At 70.3% G+C, this 21,192-nt stretch carries 18 protein-coding genes and 1 tRNA gene; 7 read left to right on the top strand and 12 right to left on the bottom strand.

All coding sequences use genetic code 11. The features are described 5' to 3' along the window. Positions 1 to 102 precede the first annotated feature (102 nt). Entirely contained in the window at positions 103 to 342 is a 240-nt protein-coding gene (locus AC07NB_RS16810) for a hypothetical protein (protein ID WP_494572390.1), read from the bottom strand. Positions 343 to 519: 177 nt separating this feature from the next. Here AC07NB_RS16810 and AC07NB_RS16805 point away from each other — a divergent pair. After that, a tRNA-Thr gene (locus AC07NB_RS16805) sits at positions 520 to 594 on the top strand. Positions 595 to 655: 61 nt separating this feature from the next. On the opposite strand, the gene arsC is transcribed toward AC07NB_RS16805, so the two are convergent. Genes arsC through arsH form a run of 3 tightly spaced genes read right to left on the bottom strand, consistent with a single transcriptional unit; the run spans position 656 to position 2,824 of the window. Then, positions 656 to 1,060, bottom strand: coding sequence for an arsenate reductase (glutaredoxin) (arsC, locus tag AC07NB_RS16800; RefSeq protein WP_494572389.1), 405 nt, complete (start codon positions 1,058 to 1,060; stop codon positions 656 to 658). A 1-nt stretch (position 1,061) separates the two neighbouring features. Next, on the bottom strand, positions 1,062 to 2,117 hold the full coding sequence (gene arsB, locus AC07NB_RS16795; RefSeq protein WP_494572388.1) for an ACR3 family arsenite efflux transporter: 1,056 nt from the start codon (positions 2,115 to 2,117) through the stop codon (positions 1,062 to 1,064). Continuing rightward, positions 2,114 to 2,824 carry an arsenical resistance protein ArsH gene (gene arsH / locus AC07NB_RS16790; RefSeq protein WP_494572387.1) on the bottom strand — a complete coding sequence of 237 codons (711 nt, stop codon included), beginning with the start codon at positions 2,822 to 2,824 and terminating at the stop codon, positions 2,114 to 2,116. The genes arsB and arsH overlap by 4 nt, the downstream gene beginning before the upstream one ends. A 44-nt stretch (positions 2,825 to 2,868) precedes the next feature. Here arsH and AC07NB_RS16785 point away from each other — a divergent pair, with 44 nt between their 5' ends. From AC07NB_RS16785 to AC07NB_RS16770, 4 genes are all read left to right on the top strand, one after another. Continuing rightward, a complete protein-coding gene (locus tag AC07NB_RS16785) occupies positions 2,869 to 3,204 on the top strand; it encodes an ArsR/SmtB family transcription factor (protein ID WP_494572386.1) in 336 nt (111 codons plus the stop codon). A gap of 59 nt (positions 3,205 to 3,263) precedes the next feature. Then, positions 3,264 to 3,608 (top strand): hypothetical protein, encoded by a 345-nt coding sequence (locus AC07NB_RS16780; RefSeq protein ID WP_492313636.1) that lies wholly within the window; start codon positions 3,264 to 3,266, stop codon positions 3,606 to 3,608. Positions 3,609 to 3,710: 102 nt separating this feature from the next. Beyond that, the gene (locus tag AC07NB_RS16775; protein ID WP_494572385.1) at positions 3,711 to 4,850 is read left to right on the top strand and encodes an efflux RND transporter periplasmic adaptor subunit; all 1,140 of its coding nucleotides are present in this window, start codon (positions 3,711 to 3,713) and stop codon (positions 4,848 to 4,850) included. A gap of 2 nt (positions 4,851 to 4,852) precedes the next feature. Further along, the gene (locus AC07NB_RS16770) at positions 4,853 to 8,020 is read left to right on the top strand and encodes an efflux RND transporter permease subunit (protein WP_494572384.1); all 3,168 of its coding nucleotides are present in this window, start codon (positions 4,853 to 4,855) and stop codon (positions 8,018 to 8,020) included. Between the two features lie 38 nt (positions 8,021 to 8,058). Here AC07NB_RS16770 and AC07NB_RS16765 read toward each other — a convergent pair whose 3' ends face one another. The 3 genes from AC07NB_RS16765 to AC07NB_RS16755 all read right to left on the bottom strand — a co-directional run bounded on the left by AC07NB_RS16765 (position 8,059) and on the right by AC07NB_RS16755 (position 10,761). Then, a complete protein-coding gene (locus AC07NB_RS16765) occupies positions 8,059 to 8,640 on the bottom strand; it encodes a hypothetical protein (protein WP_291840465.1) in 582 nt (193 codons plus the stop codon). A gap of 48 nt (positions 8,641 to 8,688) precedes the next feature. Then, positions 8,689 to 9,165 carry a peptide-methionine (R)-S-oxide reductase MsrB gene (gene msrB, locus AC07NB_RS16760; protein ID WP_492313639.1) on the bottom strand — a complete coding sequence of 159 codons (477 nt, stop codon included), beginning with the start codon at positions 9,163 to 9,165 and terminating at the stop codon, positions 8,689 to 8,691. 96 nt (positions 9,166 to 9,261) lie between these two features. Continuing rightward, positions 9,262 to 10,761 carry a hypothetical protein gene (locus AC07NB_RS16755; protein WP_494572383.1) on the bottom strand — a complete coding sequence of 500 codons (1,500 nt, stop codon included), beginning with the start codon at positions 10,759 to 10,761 and terminating at the stop codon, positions 9,262 to 9,264. A 184-nt stretch (positions 10,762 to 10,945) separates the two neighbouring features. Between AC07NB_RS16755 and AC07NB_RS16750 the strand changes: the two genes are divergently transcribed. Next, positions 10,946 to 12,928 (top strand): acetyl-CoA carboxylase biotin carboxylase subunit, encoded by a 1,983-nt coding sequence (locus AC07NB_RS16750; protein ID WP_494572382.1) that lies wholly within the window; start codon positions 10,946 to 10,948, stop codon positions 12,926 to 12,928. Positions 12,929 to 12,967: 39 nt separating this feature from the next. On the opposite strand, the gene AC07NB_RS16745 is transcribed toward AC07NB_RS16750, so the two are convergent. From AC07NB_RS16745 to AC07NB_RS16735, 3 genes are all read right to left on the bottom strand, one after another. Further along, positions 12,968 to 13,558, bottom strand: a complete 591-nt coding sequence (locus tag AC07NB_RS16745; protein WP_494572381.1) for a hypothetical protein — start codon at positions 13,556 to 13,558, stop codon at positions 12,968 to 12,970. A 14-nt stretch (positions 13,559 to 13,572) separates the two neighbouring features. Next, complete coding sequence (locus tag AC07NB_RS16740) at positions 13,573 to 15,483, bottom strand: hypothetical protein (RefSeq protein ID WP_494572380.1); 1,911 nt, start codon at positions 15,481 to 15,483, stop codon at positions 13,573 to 13,575. 88 nt (positions 15,484 to 15,571) lie between these two features. Further along, complete coding sequence (locus AC07NB_RS16735) at positions 15,572 to 17,251, bottom strand: terminase large subunit domain-containing protein (protein WP_494572379.1); 1,680 nt, start codon at positions 17,249 to 17,251, stop codon at positions 15,572 to 15,574. Positions 17,252 to 17,459: 208 nt separating this feature from the next. On the opposite strand from AC07NB_RS16735, the gene AC07NB_RS16730 reads away from it, so the two are divergent. After that, positions 17,460 to 19,109 (top strand): pectate lyase, encoded by a 1,650-nt coding sequence (locus AC07NB_RS16730; protein ID WP_494572378.1) that lies wholly within the window; start codon positions 17,460 to 17,462, stop codon positions 19,107 to 19,109. Between the two features lie 7 nt (positions 19,110 to 19,116). Here AC07NB_RS16730 and AC07NB_RS16725 read toward each other — a convergent pair whose 3' ends face one another. Both AC07NB_RS16725 and AC07NB_RS16720 read right to left on the bottom strand, forming a co-directional pair. Then, positions 19,117 to 19,323, bottom strand: a complete 207-nt coding sequence (locus AC07NB_RS16725; RefSeq protein ID WP_291832506.1) for a hypothetical protein — start codon at positions 19,321 to 19,323, stop codon at positions 19,117 to 19,119. Between the two features lie 119 nt (positions 19,324 to 19,442). Then, entirely contained in the window at positions 19,443 to 21,110 is a 1,668-nt protein-coding gene (locus AC07NB_RS16720) for a serine hydrolase domain-containing protein (protein ID WP_494572377.1), read from the bottom strand. Positions 21,111 to 21,192: the final 82 nt, after the last annotated feature.

The raw sequence follows: 21,192 nt of genomic DNA, 5'->3' as shown, positions 1-21,192 counted from the left end.
GTGGTCTCTTGCGGCCCTGCGCGGGGGCGTCAGGGTGATCGGCTATCTAGCGCGGTCCGCCGGGGGAGCGAAAGGCCGCGCGAACGGTGCGGCCGATGACTTTCAGTTGCTCGGTCTTGCAGGCTTGGCCGCGACCTTGCGGCGGCGCAGGTTGTCGCGCAGCGCCTTGGCCAGACGCAGGGCCTTCTCGGACTTGGCCCGGGCCGGACCGGCGGGCGCGGGCGCGCCGGAAACGCCGGTCGTCACTTCCGTGGCCGGCGCGGCCTTCACCGGCGCGGGCGCGGACGGCGGGGCCTCGGGGACGGCAGCGGCTTCGGGAGCGGTCGTCTCGGGCTTGTCCATGCGGGGATCAGAGCCCGCGTCGCGGTGCCGCGCAAGACCCCGACACCGTTAACGCGAACCTTGTCCACGGTCGCCCTCCGATCAGGCGAACCCCGCCGCCAAACTTTTCACACCCAAGCGGAAATAGGGCTTCCCCCCCGCCACGACGTTGGCTATAGGGCCGCTTCCTCAGATTTCGCCGCCGTAGCTCAGTGGTAGAGCGCATCCTTGGTAAGGCTGAGGTCGTGGGTTCGATTCCCCCCGGCGGCACCATCTGAAGACCCCTGCGGGGCCCGGCTGAAAAGTCGGGCCCCGCTTGCGTTTCGGGGCGTGTTCAGACGGCCTCCCCGTCCTCCTTCACGAATCTGTCCGGTCGCCGCTCCAGAAGGGCGAAGACCGCCTCGGACGGTCGGCACAGCCTCACGCCCAGCGGCGTCTCGACGATGGGCCGGTTGACCAGAACCGGATGGGTCAGCATCGCCTCGAGAATCGCCTCGTCGGTCACGCCGTCGGCCAGCAGCCCCAGCGCCTCGGCCGGCGTTCCCTTCGTCCGCATCACCTCGCGCGGGCGCGCGCCCATGGCCGACAGCAGATGCGTCAGGGTCGCGCGGTCCCAGCCCGCCTCCAGATAATCGACCACGGTCGGCGCGTATCCGCTGGCCCGGATCATCTCCAGGGCGTTGCGCGACGTCCCGCAGCCGGGGTTGTGGTAGATGGTGACGGGGAAAGCGTCGCCCATGTCAGGCCCTCCGTTGGTTGTTCAGGCGGCGGACGGCGGGCCCGCGGTCGTACCAGCCGCGCGTCCGGTTCACGATGGCGACCACGGTCAGCATGACCGGAACCTCGATCAGGACGCCGACGACCGTCGCCAGCGCCGCGCCCGAGGTCAGGCCGAACAGGCTGATCGCCGCCGCGACCGCCAGTTCGAAGAAATTGCTCGCGCCGATCAGGGCCGACGGCGCCGCCACCCGGTGCGCCTCTCCCGCCATCCGGTTCAGGACGTAGGCCAGGCCCGCGTTGAAATAGACCTGGATCAGGATCGGCACGGCCAGCAGGGCGATGACCAGCGGTTGCCGCACGATCTGCTCGCCCTGGAAGCCGAACAGCAGGATCAGCGTCGCCAGCAAGGCCAGCAAGGAGACCGGCGACAGGGCCTTGAGCAGCGCCGCCAGGGCCTCCGGCCCTCGCCGCAGGACCGCGGATCGCAGGACCTGGGCCAGGATCAGGGGAACGATGATGTAGAGTCCGACGGACGCCAGCAGGGTCTCCCACGGGACCGAAATGGCCGACAGACCGAGCAGCAGCGCGACGACCGGCGCGAAGGCGACCAGCATGATCGCGTCGTTCAGGGCCACCTGGCTCAGCGTGAACGGCGGATCGCCCTCGGTCAGCTGGCTCCACACGAAGACCATCGCCGTGCAGGGCGCGGCGGCCAGCAGGATCAGCCCGGCGATATAGCTCTCGACCTGACCGGGGGGCAGCAGGGGGCGGAACAGCGTCCCGATGAACAGCCACGCCAGCAAGGCCATCGAAAAGGGCTTCACCAGCCAGTTGACCCCCACCGTGACGGCCACCCCGCGCCAGTGACGCGCCACCGCCCCCAGCGCCCTGAAGTCGATGCGCGCCAGCATGGGAATGATCATCAACCAGATCAGCCCGGCGACCGGCAGGTTGACGTGCGCGATCTCCAGGTCCGCGATCCCCCGGAACGCCGGCTGGAAGGCGTGTCCCAGCGTGACCCCGACCACGATGCACAGCAGCACCCAGACCGTCAGGTATTTCTCGAACACGCTCATGCCCCGGCGTCCGCCAGCGACGCGGCGGCCGGATGGCGGTCCTCCGCCTTCCGCTCGCTGTACCGGTCCACCAGATAGTCCGCGCGCCCTCGGGTCAGCAGCGTGAACTTGACCAGCTCTTCCATCACGTCGACCAGCCGGTCGTAGTAGGGCGACGGCTTCATCCGGCCCTCGTCGTCGAATTCGTTGAAGGCCTTGGCCACCGACGACTGGTTCGGAATGGTGATCATCCGCATCCACCGCCCCAGCACGCGCAGCTGGTTGATGGTGTTGAACGACTGCGACCCCGCGTTGACCTGCATCACCGCCAGGGTCCGGCCCTGGGTCGGGCGGACGCCGCCGCTCTCCAGCGGAAGCCAGTCGATCTGCGTCTTGAAGATCCCGGTCATCGCGCCGTGACGCTCCGGACTGCACCACACATGCCCCTCGGACCACAGCGAGGCCGCGCGCAGTTCCGCGACCTTGGGATGGGCCGGATCCGCGTCATCGGGCTGAGGCAGGCCGCGCGGATCATAGATGCGCGTCTCGGCCCCGAAGCGGCGCAGCAGCCGGGCGGCCTCCTCGACCAGAAGCCGGCTGTAAGACCGGTCCCGCAGCGAACCGTACAACAGCAGGAAGCGCGGCGGGTGGTCCGGCGCCGTCCCCGACAGCGCTCGCTCCGAAGGAACGTCTAGATAGGCCGGGGTCAGGGCGGGAAGGTGCGTCATGCCTTCCCTTTCGCACATGATTCGTATATTCGTGAAGTATGGAAATGAATAACGCCGTCCCGGTCCTTTCCGCCCTCGCCCACGAAGGCCGCCTGTCGATCTTCCGCACCCTGGTCCAGGCCGGTCCCGAGGGGCTGGCGGCGGGCGTGCTGGGCCAGGCGGTCGGCGTTCCCGCCAGCACCCTCTCCAACAGCCTGACCATTCTCGGCCACGCCGGCCTCGTCACTTCGCGCCGCGACGGCCGTTCGATCATCTACGCCGCCGACTACGGGCGCATGGGCGCCCTGCTGTCCTTCCTCGTCGAGGACTGCTGCAAGGGATCATCCGGGACCTGCGATCCCTCCCTCGCCGAGGTGGCGTCGAAGATCGCCTGCGTCTGACGCGGCCCCCGCGACACCCTGTCCGCGACAGCCTCGCCGACCCGTGCTACGTCCGCGTCATGCTCCGGCGCGCGCAAACCCTGCTGAACAAGGTCGGCCTTCTGGCCGCGCTGCTGTTCGCCCTGGTCGCCGTCATGCCCGCCACCGCCGCCGTGGCCTGCGCGGATGAGACGCCGCCCGCGGCCGCCGCCGGCGCCGCCGCGCCCTGTGAGGATCCGGCCTGCGAGCACTGCGTCATCGTCTGCGGACACGGCTGCTGCCACGCCCCGCACGCGGCGGCGCCGCAGTCCCCGCCGCCGGCCCTGCCCCTTCCGAACGAGCGCCACGGCGTCTCGCGCTGGGCCTCGTCCCCCGGGGCGCCGCTGCAGGCCGCCTACGGTCTCGAACGCCCTCCACGGGTCTGATCCGGCGCGGCCTTTCGCGTCGCGCCCCGCCCTTCATCCTGATCAGATCCCCGGCTCGCCGAGTGCGCATCCGCGCGTTCGCGGGCCCATCCAGAGACCTCCATGACCACCCGCAAACACTGGCTGATGACCGGCGCCGCCGTCATCGCCGCCCTCGGCGTCGGCTTCGGCGGCGCCCGCCTGCTCGATTCGCCCGCCCCGCCGCCCGCCGAGGACCACGCTGAGGATGCGGCCGCTCCCGAAGGCTTCCTCGCCATGACCGAACAGCAGGCGACCGCCGCCGGCGTCACCCTGGCCGCCGTCACCCGCGGCGGCGGAAGCGAGTACCGCCTGCCGGGCCGCGTCTCCGTCGCCCCGGGCGCCGAGGCCCGCGTCGACGCCCCTCTGGCGGGCGTCGTCACCGCCGTCCACGTCGGCCCCGGCTCGACCGTCCGGCGCGGCGCCGCCCTGGCCACCCTGCGCAGTCCCGAAGGCGCCTCGGCCCGCGCCGACATGGACGCCGCCGCCGCCGCCGCCGAGGCCGCCCGCGCCGCCGCCGCCCGCGACCGGGCCCTGTTCGACCGCGGCTACATGCCCCGCGCCCGCGTGGACGTCAGCGAGGCCGAATCGCGCAGCGCCGACGCCCGCCTGCGCGCCGCCCGCGCCCGCGTCGCCGCCTGGGGCTCGCCCGGCTCCGACGGCGTGGTGGTCATCCGCAGCCCCGCCGACGGCGTGGTCACCCGACTGCTCGCCGCCCCCGGCGTGACCCTTCACGAGGAGGCCCTGCAGGTCGCCGAGATCGCCGACAGCCGCCGCGCCGAACTGGTCTTCGACGCCCCGCCCGCCGCCGCCCGCCTGCTGACGGTCGGAACCCGGCTGCGCGCCGACCTCGCCGGCGGCGAGACGCTGGAGGCCGTGGTCATCGCCGTCGCCCCGGCCACGGAAGGCGGCACGGCCGTCGTCCGCGCCGCGCCTTCGGGACCCGCCCCCGCCGCCGGAACCGTCCTGTCGGCCCGCCTGTCGGTCGGCGGCGGCGACGGCCTCACCGTCCCGGCCGATGCCGTGCAGACGGTCGAGGGCGTCCCCTCGGTCTTCGTGAGGGAGACCAACGGCTTCCGCGCCCGTCCCGTCGTCACCGGCGCCACCGCCGGCGGCCGCATCGAGATCCTCTCGGGCCTGACCGGAACCGAACGCATCGCAGGCGCCGGCGCCTTCCTGCTCAAGGCCGAACTGGCCAAGGGCGAGGCGGAGCACGGGCACTGATCATGTTGAACCGCATCATCGACGCGGCGGTCCGACACCGCTGGCTCATCATCGTCCTGGCCCTGCTGTGGGCCGTCGTCGGCGCGCGCGAGCTGACCCGCCTGCCCATCGACGCCGTGCCGGACATCACCAACCGGCAGGTCCAGATCACCACCGTCGCCCCGGCGTTGGGGCCCGAGGAGGTCGAGCGGCAGGTCACCTTCCCGCTCGAGACCGCCCTCAGCGGCCTGCCCGGCCTGGTCGAGACCCGCTCCCTGTCGCGCCACGGCTTCTCCCAGATCACCGCCGTCTTCACCGACAGCACCAGCATCTGGTTCGCCCGCAACCTGGTCAACGAGCGGATGCAGGACGCCCGCGCCGACCTGCCTGACGGCCTGACGCCCTCCATGGGGCCGGTCGTGACCGGCCTGGGCGAGGTCTACATCTGGACCGTCGAGATGAAGGGCGCCGCCGCCCGGACCGGCGTCCCCTATGTCACGCCCGAAGGCGAACGCCTGACCACCGACGCCGAGAAGGCGACCTACCTCCGCACCGTCCAGGACTGGATCATCGCGCCCCAGCTGCGCGGTGTGGACGGAGTCGCCGGCATCGACGTGCTGGGCGGCTATGTGAAGGAGTACGCCGTCCATCCCGACCCGGCGAAACTGGCCGCCTACGGCGTCGGCCTGGTCCAGCTGGCCGAGGCGCTGGAGCACGCCAACCGCATCGCCGGCGCCGGCTACGTCAACCGCGCGGGCGAGGCCTGGATCGTCCGCGCCGACGCCCGCGTCCGCACCCTTCAGGAACTGGCCGCCACCCCGATCCTGAACCGCAACGGACAGGTCATCCGCGTCTCCGACGTGGCCGTGGTCGAGACCGGCCGCGCGCCGCGCCTCGGCTCGGCCAGCTCGGACGGCCATGAGACCGTCGTCGGCACGGCCCTGATGCTGCAGGGCGAGAACTCCCGCAACGTGGCCCAGCGCGTCGGCGCCAAGCTGGAGACCATCCAGGCCAGCCTGCCGCCCGGCGTCATGATCCGCCCGGTCCTGGACCGCACCGCGCTGGTCGAGGCCACCATCAGCACGGTCGAGCACAACCTCGCCCTCGGCGCGGCCCTGGTCATCGCCGTGCTCTTCTTCGCCCTCGGCAACGTCCGGGCGGCGATCATCACCGCCTTGGTCATCCCCCTCGCCTTCCTGTTCGCGGCCACGGCGATGAACCGCTTCGGCATCAGCGCCAACCTGCTCAGCCTCGGCGCGCTGGACTTCGGCCTGATCGTCGACGGGGCCGTGGTGGTGGTCGAGAACACCCTGCGCCGCCTGTCCCTCAAACGTCAGGAGACCGGTCGCCCCCTGGCGGTCGCGGAACGCCTGTCGATCGCCGCCTCCGCCGCCCGCGAAATGGCCCGGCCCGCCGCCTTCGGCCAGGCCATCATCCTGCTGGTCTACGCTCCGCTGCTGATGTTCGAGGGGGTCGAGGGCAAGATGTTCGGCCCCATGGCCGCCACTGTCATGCTGGCGCTCGCGGGGGCCTTCATCCTCAGCTTCACCTTCGTCCCGGCCCTGACCGCCCTCTGGGTCCGCGAGCCCAGGGCGGGGCATGATGACGGCGAGACCAGGATCAGCCGCGCCGTCCGCGACCGCTACGAGCCCCTGCTCAAGGCCGCCGTGGCCCGTCCGCGCGCCGTTCTCGCCGGGGCCGGCGCCGCCCTCGCGGCAGGCGTCGTCGCCTTCCTGATGCTGGGCAGCGAGTTCGTGCCGACGCTGGATGAGGGCGACATCCTGGTCCAGGCCCTGCGCGTCCCCTCCACTTCGCTGGAACAGAGCCAGGCCATGCAGTTCCGCGTCGAGACGACGCTGAAGGCCATGCCCGAGGTCGAACGCGTCTTCACCCGCACCGGCACCGCCGAGGTGGCGTCCGACCCCATGCCGCCGTCCATCTCGGACACCTTCGTCATGCTGAAGGACCGCAAGGACTGGCCCGACCCGTCTCTGCCCAAGGCCGAACTGGTCAAGCGGATGGAGGAGGCGCTCAGCCATCTGCCGGGCAACAGCTATGAGTTCACCCAGCCGATCCAGATGCGCTTCAACGAGCTGATCGCCGGGGTCCGCTCGGACGTCGCGGTCAAGGTCTATGGCGACGACTTCGAGGCCATGACCCGCTCGGCCGAACAGGTCGCCGCCGTCCTGCGGCGCATCGACGGGGCCGCCGACGTCCGCGTCGAACAGGTCTCGGGCCAGCCGACCCTGACCGCTCGCGTCGACCGCACCATCGCGGCCGCCCAGGGCATTCACGCGTCCGACGCCGCCGACGCCCTGGCCATCGCCCTGGCCGGACGCGAGGCCGGCCATGTGCTGGAGGGCGACCGCCGGTTCGACGTGGTCGTCCGCCTCGACGACGCCCTGCGCAACGATCCCGGGATCATGACCCAGCTGCCGGTCATGCCCGAGGAGTCCGAACCCGGCGCCCCGACCGTGCCCCTGTCCGCCGTCGCCCGCTTCGAGGCGGGGGAAGGTCCCAACCAGATCAGCCGCGAGAACGGCAAGCGCCGCATCGTGGTCCAGGCCAACGTCCGCGGCCGCGATCTGGGCGGCTTCGTCGCCGAGGCCCGGCGCGCGGTGACGGCCGAGGTCCAGCCTCCGGTCGGCGGCTGGCTGGACTGGGGCGGCCAGTTCGAGAACCTCGAGCGCGCCTCCGCCCGCCTGGCCCTGATCGTGCCGCTGGTCTTCCTGACCATCGGCGGCCTGCTGTTCCTGGCCCTGCGCTCGGTTCGGGACGCGGCGCTGGTCTTCGCCGGGGTGCCCCTGGCCCTCGTCGGGGGCGCCCTGGCGCTGGCGGCGCGGGGCATGCCCCTGTCGATCTCGGCGGCGGTCGGCTTCATCGCCGTCTCCGGCGTGGCCACCCTCAACGGCCTGGTCCTGATGCAGGCGGTTCTGGAGCGCCTCAAGGCCGGCGAGCCGCCGATCCAGGCCGCCGTCGCCGGCGCCGTCAGCCGCCTTCGCGCGGTCCTGACCACGGCCCTCGTCGCCGTGCTGGGCTTCATCCCGATGGCCTTCGCCTGGGGCCCCGGCGCGGAGGTGCAGAAGCCGCTGGCCACCGTCGTCATCGGCGGCCTGACCTCGGCCACCCTGCTGACCCTCATCGTCCTGCCGGTCCTGGCCTCGCTGGGACGGCGGACGAAGGGAAGCTGAAAGAGAAAGGGCCCGGTCTTTCGACCGGGCCCCTGATCTCAGAAGTTCGAATCGGCGGCTGTTCCCAGCGGCAACCCGTCCGGCCGGGCGACGCGCCGTTCGTGCTCCAGCGGAATCTCGGCGTCATAGCGGCCCGGGAAGGCGTAGCCGCCGTCGTTGAAATAGGGCGAACGGCCGTAGCCGTATCCGCGGTAGCGATAGCCGTAGGGGCTGTTCTCGGTCTGGCGGTAGCTCAGGCCCAGGGTGCCGTTCTCGCCGATCGGCAGGGTCACGGCCATGCCGAAGTCGCGATAGCCGCCGGTGCCGATGCCGGCGGTGAACTCGCTGTGCATCTTGCGGTCCACCCGGGTGTCGCGGACGCCGCCGATGTCGCGGTCGGCGGCGACGCCGTTGGCGTAGGGCCGGGCCTCCGGATCGCGCGCGGCGATCCAGCGGTCGATCTGCTGGTCCGTGGTCAGGTTGTGCGGCTCGGCGGCCTGCTGGGCCGCGCCCTCGGCGGTCGGGGCCACGGGCCGGGTCACGGCGGTCAGGTCGACATTGGTCGCCGGCGCGGTCGTCATCACCCCGTCGGGATCGCCGCCCATCAGGGCCGCGGCCATCATCAGTGCGGAAACCGCCATGCGCCTACTCCTGTACCAAACCCACCCTAGCCCTGAATAAGGCCAAGGTCAGGCGTTTCCGTCTCCACGCTGCAACGGATCGCGCAGCGGTTCGCCCTCGGGCACGAATTCCAGCGCCACCGAGTTGATGCAGTAGCGCAGTCCGGTCGGCGGCGGCCCGTCGGGGAACACATGCCCCTGATGCCCGCCGCAGCGGGCGCAGACCGTCTCGGTCCGCACCATGCCGTAGCTGGTGTCGGTGATAGCGACGACATGGGCCTCGTCCACCGGTTCGGTGAAGCTGGGCCAGCCGGTGCCGCTCTCGAACTTGGTCCCGGCCCGGAACAGCGGCAGGCCGCATTCCCTGCAGCAGAACACCCCGGCCCGCTTCTCGCCCAGCAGCACGCCGCAGAACGGCGCCTCGGTGCCGTGCGACAGCAGGACCCGCGCCTCCTCGGCCGTCAGGTCCGCCTCCAGCCGCGCGCGCTCGACCGCATCCGGCGGCGTCAGGTCGTATCCGGAGGGGGAGCGGTGCGTGTCGGTCATGGCGTGGAGATAGGAAGCGGACGGCACGGGGTCCAGCCTCCAAGGAAAAGGGCCGGACAGTTTCCTGTCCGGCCCCTTGTCTCACTCAAACCGGGTTCAGCCCCCGAACAGCGTGCCCACCCAGGCCTGAACCGCGGCCTGGTCGGCCGGGTCGCCCGTGTACACCAGGCCGGCGGCCGGGGCGTAGGGGGTGTTGTTCGGGCGCGGACGGGCGGTCCAGGCCTTGTGGCCGTAGCTCAGCTCCGAATAGTTCGACGGCAGGCGACGGGTGGTCGGTTCGATGAAGATGGTGTCGGTCGCCGTCGTCGTGCCCGCGATGCGGACGTTCGGCAGCTTGGAGATCAGGTCCAGCGTGTCCAGGCAACCGCCCGAGCAGCCGGCGTCGACCAGGACGATCACCGGACCCTGCACCGGATTGGCGGCGCCCGTGTCGGCGGTGGAGGCGCGGCCTTCAAGGGTGAAGGTCGGCTGGCCGGCGGCGATGGCGGCGTCGAAGGCGGCCACGATGGCGGCGGTCTGCTCGATCACGGCCGGGGCTTCGGCGGCGAAGCGCGGGTCCGCCTGCATCAGGGCGAGGGTCTCGGCGTACCAGGTGCGGTTGCCCGGGGTGGCGCGGTAGGTGATGGCGCCGGCCGCGGGCTGGCGGCTGGTGGTGAACTCCGGCGTCCAGATGCGGTTGGCCAGGCCATAGCCGCGCGCGGTCGAGGTGTAGGCCGAGGCGCCCGAGGCGGCGCGCAGGTCCAGCACGAAGCCTTGCGGGCCGCGCAGCTGGGCGGCCTGGGCCTCAACGGCTGAGTTGAAGGCGTCCCAGCCCGCCGAGTCGGCGAACGAGTGGACGTTGACCCACGGGCGGCCGTTGACGGTCTCGACCGACAGTGGGGTCGCCGACGGCATGTAGACGGTGGCGCGGTAGGCGGCTTCCAGGTCGCCGGCGACCAGCGGCTCGGGGCGCAGGGTGATGGCGCGCGGACGGCGGTTGCCGGTGGCGAACTCGCAGATCGACGGCACGCCGTTCACGAACGGGTTGTTGCGGTTCCAGGTCAGGTAGGGTGCCGAGGTCACGCGACCGGCTTCGGTGTCCAGGTTGCCTTCCCAGCGGTCCAGCTTGTCCCGGGCGAACTCCTCGATCGGGGTGGCGTTGCACGACACCACCGTGTCGCCGACGCGCGGCACATTGGCGCCGCGAAGGCCCGGCTTGACGTAGGTCACGACATATTTGCCGCCGCGCCAGCCGGTGGCGAAACCGGCCCAGGACGTGCCGAAGTACGGGCCGAGGCCTTCATAGGTCGGGGCGATCTGGATGTTCGAGTCGCGGAAGCCCGCCGCGTAGTAGCGCAGCAGATAGGCGTGGGAATCGCCCGAGTTGACGCGGTTGACCCGGCCCAGCGAGTCCTGCAGCCCGGCGTCCAGCCAGGCGCGGAAGTCGACGCTGGGTTGGCCGGGGATGGCCGGCGCCGGGTGGTTGGCGGCCAGTTCGTCATGCGCCGCTTGCAGGTCCTGGCGGGCCAGGGCGCGAAAATCCTGGGCGAAGGCGGAGCCGGCGCTGACAGCGAGAACCAGTGCGGCGGCGGCCGCGGCGGGTAGGAAACGGGACATGAAGTCAGGCTCCGGAGCCGAATTGAACAGGGCGTGGCGACGTTAAAGCCCAAGGGTGACAGACTTGCCAAGCCTCTACCCCGTTCGGATGAACGCCCCCATCCGGTTTACTCCCTGCGGATCGCGGCCTAATCGGGGCGAAGCGCCTCCGCAGGCGGATCATCCGCTTCACAGTCGAGCCTTCATGTTCAAGAAGATCCTGATCGCCAATCGCGGCGAAATCGCCGTCCGCATCATCAAGACCTGCCGCCGCATGGGCATAGCCACGGTGCAGGTATACTCGGAAGCGGACGCCGGTTCGCTTGCCGTGGAGATGGCCGACGAGGCCGTCCTGATCGGTCCCGCCCCCGCCGCCCAGTCGTACCTGCTGGCGGACAAGATCGTGGAGGCGGTGCGTCAAACGGGCGCGGAGGCGGTCCACCCCGGTTTCGGCTTCCTGAGCGAGAACGCCGGTTTCGCGCGCCGTCTGAAGGCCGAAGGCATCGCCTTCATCGGCCCGAATCCCGAAGCGATCGACGCCATGGGCGACAAGATCACCTCCAAGAAGTTCGCCCAGGACGCCGGGGTCTCCACCGTGCCCGGCCACATGGGGCTGATCGAATCGACGGAAGAGGCGGTGAAGATCGCCCGCGAGATCGGCTACCCCGTCATGATCAAGGCCTCGGCCGGCGGCGGCGGCAAGGGCATCCGCGTCGCCCACTCCGACGACGACATGGCCGAGGGCTTCGCGGCCGTGAAGGCCGAGGCCCTGAACGCCTTCGGCGACGACCGGGTCTTCCTCGAGAAATTCATCATCGACCCGCGCCACATCGAGATCCAGGTGCTGGGCGACAAGCACGGCAACGTCGTCCACCTGTTCGAGCGGGAGTGCTCGATCCAGCGCCGGAACCAGAAGGTCATCGAGGAGGCCCCCTCCCCGCTTCTGGACGAGGCCACCCGCGCCGCCATGGGCGCCCAGGCCGTCGCCCTGGCCAAGGCCGTGAACTATGACTCGGCCGGCACGGTCGAGTTCGTCGCCGGCCAGGACAAGAGCTTCTTCTTCCTGGAGATGAACACCCGGCTTCAGGTCGAGCACCCTGTCACCGAACTGATCACCGGCGTCGATCTGGTCGAACAGATGATCCGCTCGGCCTGGGGCGAAAAGCTCGCCTTCGAGCAGAAGGACCTCAAAATCAACGGCTGGGCCATCGAGAGCCGCATCTACGCCGAGGACCCCTACCGCGGCTTCCTGCCCTCCATCGGCCGCCTGGTCCGCTACGAGCAGCCCGAGGAAGGCGAGCATGAGGACGGCTATGTCGTCCGCAACGATTCCGGCGTCCGCGAGGGCGACGAGATCAGCATGTTCTACGACCCCATGATCGCCAAGCTGTGCGCCTGGGCCCCGACCCGCGACGAGGCCCTGATCGGCATGGCCCGCGCACTGGAGGACACCCACCTGGCCGGCGTCGGCCACAACGTGCCCTTCCTGGCCGCCGTCATGGGCCAGCCCCGCTTCCGCTCGGGCAATATCTCGACCAGCTACATCAAGGACGAGTTCCCCGACGGCTTCCACGGCCTGGCCCCGACCGAGCATCAGGTCCGGCTGATCGCCGCCGCCGCCGTGGCCATGAACGAGATCCAGGCCGAGCAGGACGGCGACCCGTCCGACCGGACCGACTGGGTCGTCCTGATCGATAAGGCCCCGCACGGCGTCGACCTGTCCTATGACGAGGACGAGGCCCTGCTGCTGGCCTTCACCGGCGGCGGCCACGCCCGTTTGACCGAGATCGACTGGCGTCCCGGCCTGCCCCAGTTCCGCGCCGAGCTGGACGGCGAGCCCTTCACCGCCGACGTCGCCCGCGTCGCCGACGGCTTCGTGATCCGCCACCGCGCGGCCAAGGCCCGCGTCCGCGTGCTGCGCCCCCGCTTGGCCGACCTCTACGCCCGCCTGCCGGAAAAGGTGGCGGCGGACACCTCCAAGATGGTCCTGAGCCCCATGCCGGGCCTGGTCGTGGCCATCCCGGTCGTCGTCGGCCAGGAGGTCAAGACCGGCGAAACCGTCGCCATCATCGAAGCCATGAAGATGCAGAACATCCTCAAGGCCGAGCGCGACGGCGTGGTGAAGGCGGTGTCCGCCAAGGCCGGCGATCCGGTAGCGGCGGATGACGTGCTGGTGGAGTTCGGGTGAAGGCAGGAGGCTAGGCCGCGCCACGACTGGCCTTGGGCGTCACGGATTGGCGGAGACGAGCTTCCGGACGTACTGCATCGGTGTATCTGTGGCCGATCGCGCCGGGACCGTCAGTCCCGCCGACCGTAGAGTCTCGGCGATCCGCAGGATGAAATCGATACAGTCGTTGCCGTTCAGCGCGTAACGTTCCGCCGTAGCGGCGGCGTTGTCCGGTATGCCAACAGCCGTGAGCGTCGGCCGCGCCGCAGCCAGGGCTTGGCGATAGACGCTGCGATCCACCTTTACCGTCAGACAGTCCTGCTTCACGTGGGTGTAACGTTCCTCCATCTGCTGGCCGCTCACCGAACCGCCGAAATAGGTAAAAAGTGCGGCGGCAGCGCCAATGCCGGACCCGACCGTATGCCCGACCGCGCGGAATGTCCGCCCGCCACCGGACGGCCGTTCACTGAACGCCACAAAGGCGTGCCCCGGAAATCCGAAGGCGTTTGGACTGGGCCTCGCACAGAAGTTGATTTCCGTGGCGCCGCCGGCATCCGTCTGGGTCCGAAGATCGCGCTCATGCGCGGAGGCGTGCGAGACTGCCAGGCAGAGAACCGCGACAGCGAGAACGATGGAAGGTGGGATTTTCATTTTGCCCTCTTGTTTCAACACCAAGGGAGACAGATGCGCTTGCCGCCGATACTGCCGACCTGGACGGGTTTCGGCGCCAGTTGGCTCGGATTGTTGAAGACCGAGTTCGCTCCCCCCCACATCTGTCCCGGATTGCGAACGAACGAGTTATCGCCCCCCCAAATCTGGCCCGGGTTGCGGACGAACGAGTTATCACCGCCCCAGATCTGACCCGGATTGTTGACGAAGGAATTCGGTCCCCCCAAAAGTTGTCCGGGATTGTTGAAGACCGAGTTCGGCCCACCCGCGATTTGCTGGAGGGTTCGACCCATCAGGCCATTGCGGCCGACCAGATCGTTGCTGTCGCCGAAACACCCGCGTCCACCGAATCCATCGGTCAGACATTTCGTCAGCTCACGCGCGGTCAATCGGGATGCGATACAGCCTGCGGCGGCGTAGGGCTGACCGCCGGTCGAGGCGACGCACTGCACGGCGATCTGCATCTCGGGGTTGAGTTGAAGATTGAACATGTTGGCGCCCGCACAAACAGCCATGCCGCCGGGGTCCCCGCGAGACTGTGCAGCACATTGAAGCGCGATGCGTTGCTCCCGACTGAGATCGTCTCCGAACAGACGCGTCGCCGCACATCCCATGAACTGGCCGCTGTCGCCATTCGCTCCGGCAGCGCAGCCGAGCACTGCCTGCTGGTCCGGGGTGAGCTGCCGTCCCGCGAAAGCCCCTCCGGCGCACAGCGCGAAGGCGCCCGGGTCACCCTCTGAAGAGAAGGCGCAACGTGCGAGGATGCGCTGATCGTCGGATATCGGAAGAGCGACATTCGGTGCGGCGCATAGGGCGAAACCGGCAGCATCACTCTGGGACAGGGCGCAGTTCAAAGCCGCCTGCTGTTCGCGTGCAAGGAAGCGCGCAGAGGCGCAACGCGCGAACGCTTCGGGATCGCTTGGGGCTTGGGCCCCGCAGGCCAAAATCGCGCGCTCATCCGCCGTCAGAGCGCGGTTCAGATACTGTCCGCCTGCGCAACTCGCGAACCGCGCGGCGTCGCCCCCGGCCGTGGTCGCGCATCCGGCGACGACCCTTTGATCATCCGACAGGCGGATGCCGAGTTTCGGCGCCGCGCAGTTGGCGAAGGTCGGCGTATCGATACTGGACACCGCGCAATCCAGAACAGCCTGTTCGTTTCGGGGCAGGATAATCTGTTGCCCGGCGCAGCCGGCGAAAGTCGCGACATCCAGGCCGGCCTGCCGGGCGCACGCTTGGGCGCGCCTGGCCGTGTCCAAGTTCGCGGACACGCCGAAGACGGCCGGACCGCTCACGGCGCCGGACATTCGATCGAGGCTGGTTTGCCCGACCAGCCCGCAGGGCATGGGCCCGATCGGGCCAGCACAGATCGCGCCTCCGGAGGTGTTGGTGCTGACCAGCTGGACCTGCCTCGGATCGAAGGGGCCATTTACAAAACCACCCGACTGCAGCTGCATGAGATACGCTTGCACCGCCGAACACGGCCCCGGGCCGAGTGGACCGAGGCAGATGGGTTCTCCGACCGGGCCAGCCAGGGTCGGCAACCGAAACTGCTGGGCCCCGATCAGCTGGAGAGCGATGAAGGTCCGAACCTGATTGCAGGGACCGGGGCCTGCCGGCCCCGCGCATATGGGACCGGCCATCGGATCGAAGCCGACCTGCTGCACCGGAATGCCGGCGGCTACGAGCTGCACCCAAAGGAAATGCTGGACCGCCTGACACGGTCCCGGTCCAGCGGGACCGGCGCAGATCGGTCCTATGATGGGATCTAGCCCGATCTGTTGAACTGGCGGCGGAGGCGGAAGAACCTGGGCCACCGCGGAGCGTAGTCCGATCAGTCCCAGCACAAACGCGATAGTGATCACCACGCCAATTTTTGCGGCGAAACCGCAGAACATTCTGATTGTCATGAATCCCACCCCCACAACCTTGACGAGACGTTAAGCTATAATGGCGGGCGAGAAAACTAATATATCGACGTTCTTCTCGCTTCCCGTTTCACACCACCCGCACCCGCGGTCCCCGCGCCCCCGGCCGGTCCAGCAGCAGGTCCGTGACCGCCCAGACCAGGGCGTCAGCGCGGTCCAGCGAGCCTTCGCCGAGCTCGGAGCCGAGCATCAGCAGTTCCTCCTCCAGCGCCTCGAACAGGCCGGCGTGCTTGACGCGGCCCTGTTCGTAGAGGGCGGCGACCGGCTCGGCGCGCAGAACCTTGCCCTTGGTGGCGCGGACGGTGCGGACCGGGATCGGGCGATCGACGGCCTTGAGGACAGAGACGACCATGTCGCCGCCCTGATTGACCTCGGCGACGATGCAGCCGGCCTTGACCTCGCGGGCCAGGGCGACGGCGCGGCGGGCCCATTCCTCGGGCGACAGGCCGTGGGCCGAGCGATCGGCCAGCACCACGGCCTCGCGCACGCCGTCCGGGCGCAGGCGAGAGGCCGCCGCGATGATGCCGCAGGCGTCGCCGGACGCGGTGGCCGGCGGGTCGACGGCGACGACGATGCGTTCGTAGGGCCCCTCTCCCTCCCCTCCTGGGGAGGGTGGCTGTCGCGCAGCGACGGACGGGTGGGGAACCGCACGCCCGGATACGCACCCCACCCTGTCGCCGCTGCGCGTCGACATCCCTCCCCACAAGGGGGAGGGAGAACGCGCCCGCGCCATCATCTCGGCCGTGAACAGCGAGCCGTCGAGCTCGACGATCTTCCCTTCCAGCTCCTGCGCCTCGCGTTTCGTGCCGCCGTAGAGGGCGCGAAGGCCGTCGAGGAAGCCAGGGGCGAGGTGGTCGGCGTTGTCCGAGGTGCCCGCATGGGTGACGGCGCAGGAGGCTTCGTCCTTGAGGCGGACGAGGGCGCGGGTGGGTTTCGGGGTGGTGGTGACGAGGAGGCGGGGATGGGTCGAGACCCCCTCCCCCGCCGGGAGAGGCATGGGGAGCCGCAGCCCCATCCGCAGGAGCGCCAGCGTCTCGGCGGCGCCGCGCGCGCCGGACGCCCGCCAGGCGCAGAACTCGTCGGCCCAGGCGGCGCTGAACTGCGGACCGCGCAGGGAGTCGGGATCTTCAGCCGAAAAGGCGTAGGCGATGCAGCCGTTGGCGAATTTCAGGCGGCGGCGCGAGCTTTCGAACACCGGACGGGTCTTGGCCGTCCAGCGCGGCAGGGCGCGCAGGCCCGAGACGCCCTCGATCATCACCTCGCGCACGTCGTGCAGGGTCGGGCCGATCAGGGCCAGGCGACCGCCTTTGCCCAGGACCTCGGCCTGGTCGGCCAGCCATTCGGCGCCCGCCTGGGTCTTGCCCGCGCCGCGTCCGCCCAGGAACAGCCAGGTGCGCCAGTCCGAACCGTCGGGCATGGCCTCGGGCGGCCGCTGGGCCGGGCGCAGTACGATGGGCGGGGCGACCGGCTCGGGATCGGGGTCCGGCTCGGGCTCCGGCTCCGGCTCCGGCTCCGGCTCCGGCGGCGCATGGCGGGCGCGCAACCGCTCCTTCACCTGCCAGAACCGAACGGCCGTCATGCCGAGCCGCATGAGGCGGCCCGCGTCCTCCACACGGCCGTCGACGATCACCTTCACGACCTGGTCCTCGATGGAGGCCATGGTGGCTTCGGGGTCCTCGCGGTGGAAGGTGAAGGCCAGCGCCTTCCGCAGCGCCTCGTCCCGATCCTTCGATGTCGCCGTCGTTTCCATGCCCTCATTATCCCATGGGGCCGGAGGGACGCCGGGAATAGGACGCTGGCGGGGAAGGGTTGGCTTGGAGATCAATGCGTTGGGGACCCGGGTTGTGATGGTTTAGCGCGATCGTCCTCCATCCTTCAGAAGAGATGGCGCAGCCTTGACACCGGTGTCAGGAACAACCCAACTTGCCGCGCCTTCTGACCGCCGCGAGGATGCCGGCATGACATCGACCCTGTCCCGACGCGGCCTGCTGGCCGCGGGCGCCGCCGCGCCGCTGCTGGCCGCCTTACCGGCGCCTGGGCGCGCCTGCGCACAGGCGACAGCGCCCGACCGCGCCGCGGTGCTGACGACCATGAAACGCGCCACGCGGTTCATGACCGACGAGGCCTCGGTGGGCGGGGGCTATGTCTGGTCCGCCCTGCCCGACTTCTCGCGCCGCTGGGGCGAGCTGGAGGCGGCGCCGACGATGATCTGGGTGCAGCCGCCGGGGACCGGCACCATGGGCCACCTGTTCCTGGACGCGTATCACGCCACCGGGGACGAACAGTTCTACGAGGCCGCCGTCGGCGCGGCTCGGGCCCTGGTGCGGGGCCAGCATCCGTCGGGCGGCTGGAACTACGTCATCGACACCGCAGGGCCCGAGAGCCTGCGCCGCTGGTACGAGACCTATGGCCGGAACGCCTGGCGGATGGAGGAATTCCACCACGACTACGGCAACGCCACCTTCGACGACGCGGGGACCTCGGAGGCGTCGCAGTTCCTGCTGCGGCTGTATCTGGAGAAGCGCGAGCGCGAGTGGCGGGCGCCGCTGGACAAGGCGATCCGCTTCGTCCTGGACAGCCAGTATGCGAACGGCGGCTGGCCCCAGCGCTATCCGCGCACCGACGGGGCGGGGCTGCACGGGCGGCCCGACTACACCGGCTACATCACCTTCAACGACGATGTGGCGGGCGAGAACATCAAATTCCTGATCTTCTGCCGCCAGACGCTCAATGCCAGAGAAGGAGGTGGGTGCCTGGACGATCCGATCCGGCGCGCCATGGACTGCTTCCTGGCTTGCCAGCAGCCGGCGCCCCAGGCCGGATGGGGCCTCCAGCACCACGCCGACACGCTGAAGCCCGCCGCCGCCCGGACCTATGAGCCCGAGGCCTACGCCACCCACACGACGGCGGCGAACATCGAGCAGCTGTTCAGCTTCTACCGCCTCACCGGCGACCGGAAATACCTGGCCCGCGTATCCGAGGCGCTGGACTGGCTGGACAGCGTGCGCCTGCCGCAGCGGCTGCAGCGCGACGGGCGGACGCATCCGACCTTCATCGAGCCGGGGACCAACAAGCCGCTGTACGTGCATCGCCGGGGCTCGAACGTCGTCAACGGCGCCTACTATGTCGATGGCGATCCCAACGACACGGTGATCCACTACAGCTCGTTCCGGGCGGTCAATGTCGAGCGGATGCGGGCCGAGTACGCGCGGCTCATGGCGATGACGCCGGAACAGGCGTCGGAGGGCTCGCCCCTGCTGGCGCCGCGGGGGTCGGTGGCCCTGCCCCGCTACTTCACCCTGCAGGACATCTCGGTCTCGGACATGACCAGCGACGGGCGCCGCCCGCCGGCCGAGCCCGCCGTGGTCGCGGGACTGGTGGCGGGGCTGAACGCCCGCGGCTACTGGCCGACGCCGCTGAAGGCGGTGAGCAATCCCTACATCGGCGACGGCTCGCCCCAGGTCGCGCCGGGCGAGTTCCGCATCACGCGCGTGGGGGACGCGTCCGACACCTCGCCCTACATCACGGACTTCCCCGTGATGGGGATCTCGACCGGCGAGTACATCAAGAACATGGGCGTGCTGATCGAGGCGCTGGGCGGCGCCTGAGGGCTGTTCAGGCCCGGCGGGCGCTCGATGCGACGTCGAAGGGGCGGCCCAGGCTGCTCATCAGGTTCCAGCCCGCATTGGTCGGCCAAAAGCGGGCCTTGCCGCGCCGCTCAACCAGTCCCAGCACAGCCAGCTGCTCGCTCACGGCGGGCTGTTCGGTTCGGCTGTCGTCCACGATGTCCAGAAGGGCTTCAATACGGTCTGCGTCGGTCATGGTCTCCAGATAGGGCCTGCGGACCCGGGGGGCCACCCGATATCGCAGGCCATCCCCTGAATCTGCGCCCACCGTGTCCCGGAAGCGTAGCCGTGCCCTGATGAAAAGCCGCGCCTGACCTACTGGCGGACGAAGGCGATGTCGCGCGCGCCGCCGGCCCAGGCCCGAAGACCGTCCACCTGCCCGTCCGCCGCGCGCGTGAACACGAAGGTGGTGACGCCGCGCAAGGGGGTCGAGAACCCGTCGGCGAAGCGCGGCGTCAGCGGCCACTCGACCCCGAAGGCCTGCCGGATCACCAGCGCCTCGCCCTGGCGGACCACCACGATCCGGGCGTCCAGCTCAACGCTGTAATAGGTCCCGGCATAGGCGCCGATCTCCGCGAGGGGCGGCGGGACCGCGGGGTAGCGGGTCTCCTTCGCATCACGGCTCAGGATCAGCTCCGTCGGCCCCTGCCCGTTGCGGACGAAGCGGACGCCGTCGCCGTCGGCCCGCCTGAACCGCTCGCCGCCGACCGGGGTCAGGTCCTGGGAGCGCCCCTGCGTCAGCGTCAGCCGCCCGTCCAGCAGCGCCGTCCGCAGCAGTTCGCCGGTGACGGGGTTCCGGAACAGGCCCTGATAGGACGCCAGATCGGCCGACGCGGCCGCCGACACGGACGCCGCCGGTGCGGGGACGATGGGCTCCTTGACCGAAGGGCCGGCGGCGGCCAGGGCCTGGTCCGCCAGCGCCTCGCCCACCGCGACGGGATTGATCCCGCCGTTGTTGCACAGCACGGCGACGGACAGGCCGGCGTCGGGATAGCGGGCCGTCCAGGTCTTGTATCCGCCGGTCGAGCCGCTGTGCCCCACGCGCGGCAGGCCGTGCGCCCGGTCGAGCTCGAGCCCCAGGCCGTAGGGCGTGGCGGTTCCGTCGTTCAGGCGTCCCGGCGTCGCCAGCGCGGCGACCAGCTGCGCCCCGCCCGGCAGGCCGGCGGGCCGGTCCAGGAAGGCGTTCCAGCGCAGCAGGTCGTCCAGGGTGGTGAGCAGGCCGCCGTTTCCGATGACATTGGTGAACGGCATGCTGGCGATGAAGCCGTCCTCCACCGGCGCATAGGCGGTGGCGCGGCCCGGGACCACGGTGCGGAAGTCCTCGCGCCAGCGGGTCTGGCCCATGCCCAGGGGCTTGAACAGACGCTGGTCGGTGAAGGCCTGCAGGCTCTGGCCGCTAACCCGCGCGACGATGATCGCGGCCAGGCTGTAGTTGGTGTTGGTGTAGAGGAACTCGGCGCCCGGCGTGAAGTTCAGCCCCTTCTGGCGCGACGCCAGATCCAGGATGACGGCCTGGCTGTGGACCTGGGTTCCGGGCGGATTGCCGGTCAGGGCCAGCAGGCTCCACTGCTCGCGCAGGCCGCTGGTGTGGGTGAGCAGATGCCGGAGGGTGATCGGCGTCCCGTAGTCCGGCATCTCGGGCAGATACAGGCGGATGTCGTCGTCCAGCCCCAGCTTGCCGTCCTGAACCAGCAGCAGCACGGCGGCGGCGGTGAACTGCTTGGCCACCGAGCCGCTTTCGAAGATCGTGGCCGGCGTCAGCGGATCGGGATGCTCCAGATCGGCCATGCCCCGGGCGCCGCGCAGGACCGGCTGTCCCGGCCGCGCCAGACCCACGGCGCAGCCCGGGCCGGTCGGGGCGACGGCGGCGAACACGGCGTCCAGATCGACATCCGGCGCCCGGGTCTGGGCCATGGCGTTCGAGGCGAGACCGGTCAGGGCGAAGGCCATGACCGTGGCGGTGAAGCGGGCGGTTGGACGCATGGAAGACCCCGACGAAACAGGCGGCCTTTCGACCAGCCGGTCCGCGGCCCCGCAACACCGCATCGGCCAACGGCGCCGCCTG

It is taken from the genome of Brevundimonas sp. GW821-FHT09G01 (genome assembly GCF_059416065.1).
Note: the sequence above shows the minus strand (reverse complement) of the source record. Positions and strands in the feature narration are given on the sequence as shown.

What these genes read in the sequence shown, in the direction of transcription:
- AC07NB_RS16810 (WP_494572390.1), bottom strand. Translation starts at nt 342, where the DNA reads ATGGACAAGCCCGAGACGACCGCTCCCGAAGCCGCTGCCGTCCCCGAG.
- arsC (WP_494572389.1), bottom strand. Translation starts at nt 1,060, where the DNA reads ATGGGCGACGCTTTCCCCGTCACCATCTACCACAACCCCGGCTGCGGG.
- arsB (WP_494572388.1), bottom strand. Translation starts at nt 2,117, where the DNA reads ATGAGCGTGTTCGAGAAATACCTGACGGTCTGGGTGCTGCTGTGCATC.
- arsH (WP_494572387.1), bottom strand. Translation starts at nt 2,824, where the DNA reads ATGACGCACCTTCCCGCCCTGACCCCGGCCTATCTAGACGTTCCTTCG.
- AC07NB_RS16785 (WP_494572386.1), top strand. Translation starts at nt 2,869, where the DNA reads ATGAATAACGCCGTCCCGGTCCTTTCCGCCCTCGCCCACGAAGGCCGC.
- AC07NB_RS16780 (WP_492313636.1), top strand. Translation starts at nt 3,264, where the DNA reads ATGCTCCGGCGCGCGCAAACCCTGCTGAACAAGGTCGGCCTTCTGGCC.
- AC07NB_RS16775 (WP_494572385.1), top strand. Translation starts at nt 3,711, where the DNA reads ATGACCACCCGCAAACACTGGCTGATGACCGGCGCCGCCGTCATCGCC.
- AC07NB_RS16770 (WP_494572384.1), top strand. Translation starts at nt 4,853, where the DNA reads ATGTTGAACCGCATCATCGACGCGGCGGTCCGACACCGCTGGCTCATC.
- AC07NB_RS16765 (WP_291840465.1), bottom strand. Translation starts at nt 8,640, where the DNA reads ATGGCGGTTTCCGCACTGATGATGGCCGCGGCCCTGATGGGCGGCGAT.
- msrB (WP_492313639.1), bottom strand. Translation starts at nt 9,165, where the DNA reads ATGACCGACACGCACCGCTCCCCCTCCGGATACGACCTGACGCCGCCG.
- AC07NB_RS16755 (WP_494572383.1), bottom strand. Translation starts at nt 10,761, where the DNA reads ATGTCCCGTTTCCTACCCGCCGCGGCCGCCGCCGCACTGGTTCTCGCT.
- AC07NB_RS16750 (WP_494572382.1), top strand. Translation starts at nt 10,946, where the DNA reads ATGTTCAAGAAGATCCTGATCGCCAATCGCGGCGAAATCGCCGTCCGC.
- AC07NB_RS16745 (WP_494572381.1), bottom strand. Translation starts at nt 13,558, where the DNA reads ATGAAAATCCCACCTTCCATCGTTCTCGCTGTCGCGGTTCTCTGCCTG.
- AC07NB_RS16740 (WP_494572380.1), bottom strand. Translation starts at nt 15,483, where the DNA reads ATGACAATCAGAATGTTCTGCGGTTTCGCCGCAAAAATTGGCGTGGTG.
- AC07NB_RS16735 (WP_494572379.1), bottom strand. Translation starts at nt 17,251, where the DNA reads ATGGAAACGACGGCGACATCGAAGGATCGGGACGAGGCGCTGCGGAAG.
- AC07NB_RS16730 (WP_494572378.1), top strand. Translation starts at nt 17,460, where the DNA reads ATGACATCGACCCTGTCCCGACGCGGCCTGCTGGCCGCGGGCGCCGCC.
- AC07NB_RS16725 (WP_291832506.1), bottom strand. Translation starts at nt 19,323, where the DNA reads ATGACCGACGCAGACCGTATTGAAGCCCTTCTGGACATCGTGGACGAC.
- AC07NB_RS16720 (WP_494572377.1), bottom strand. Translation starts at nt 21,110, where the DNA reads ATGCGTCCAACCGCCCGCTTCACCGCCACGGTCATGGCCTTCGCCCTG.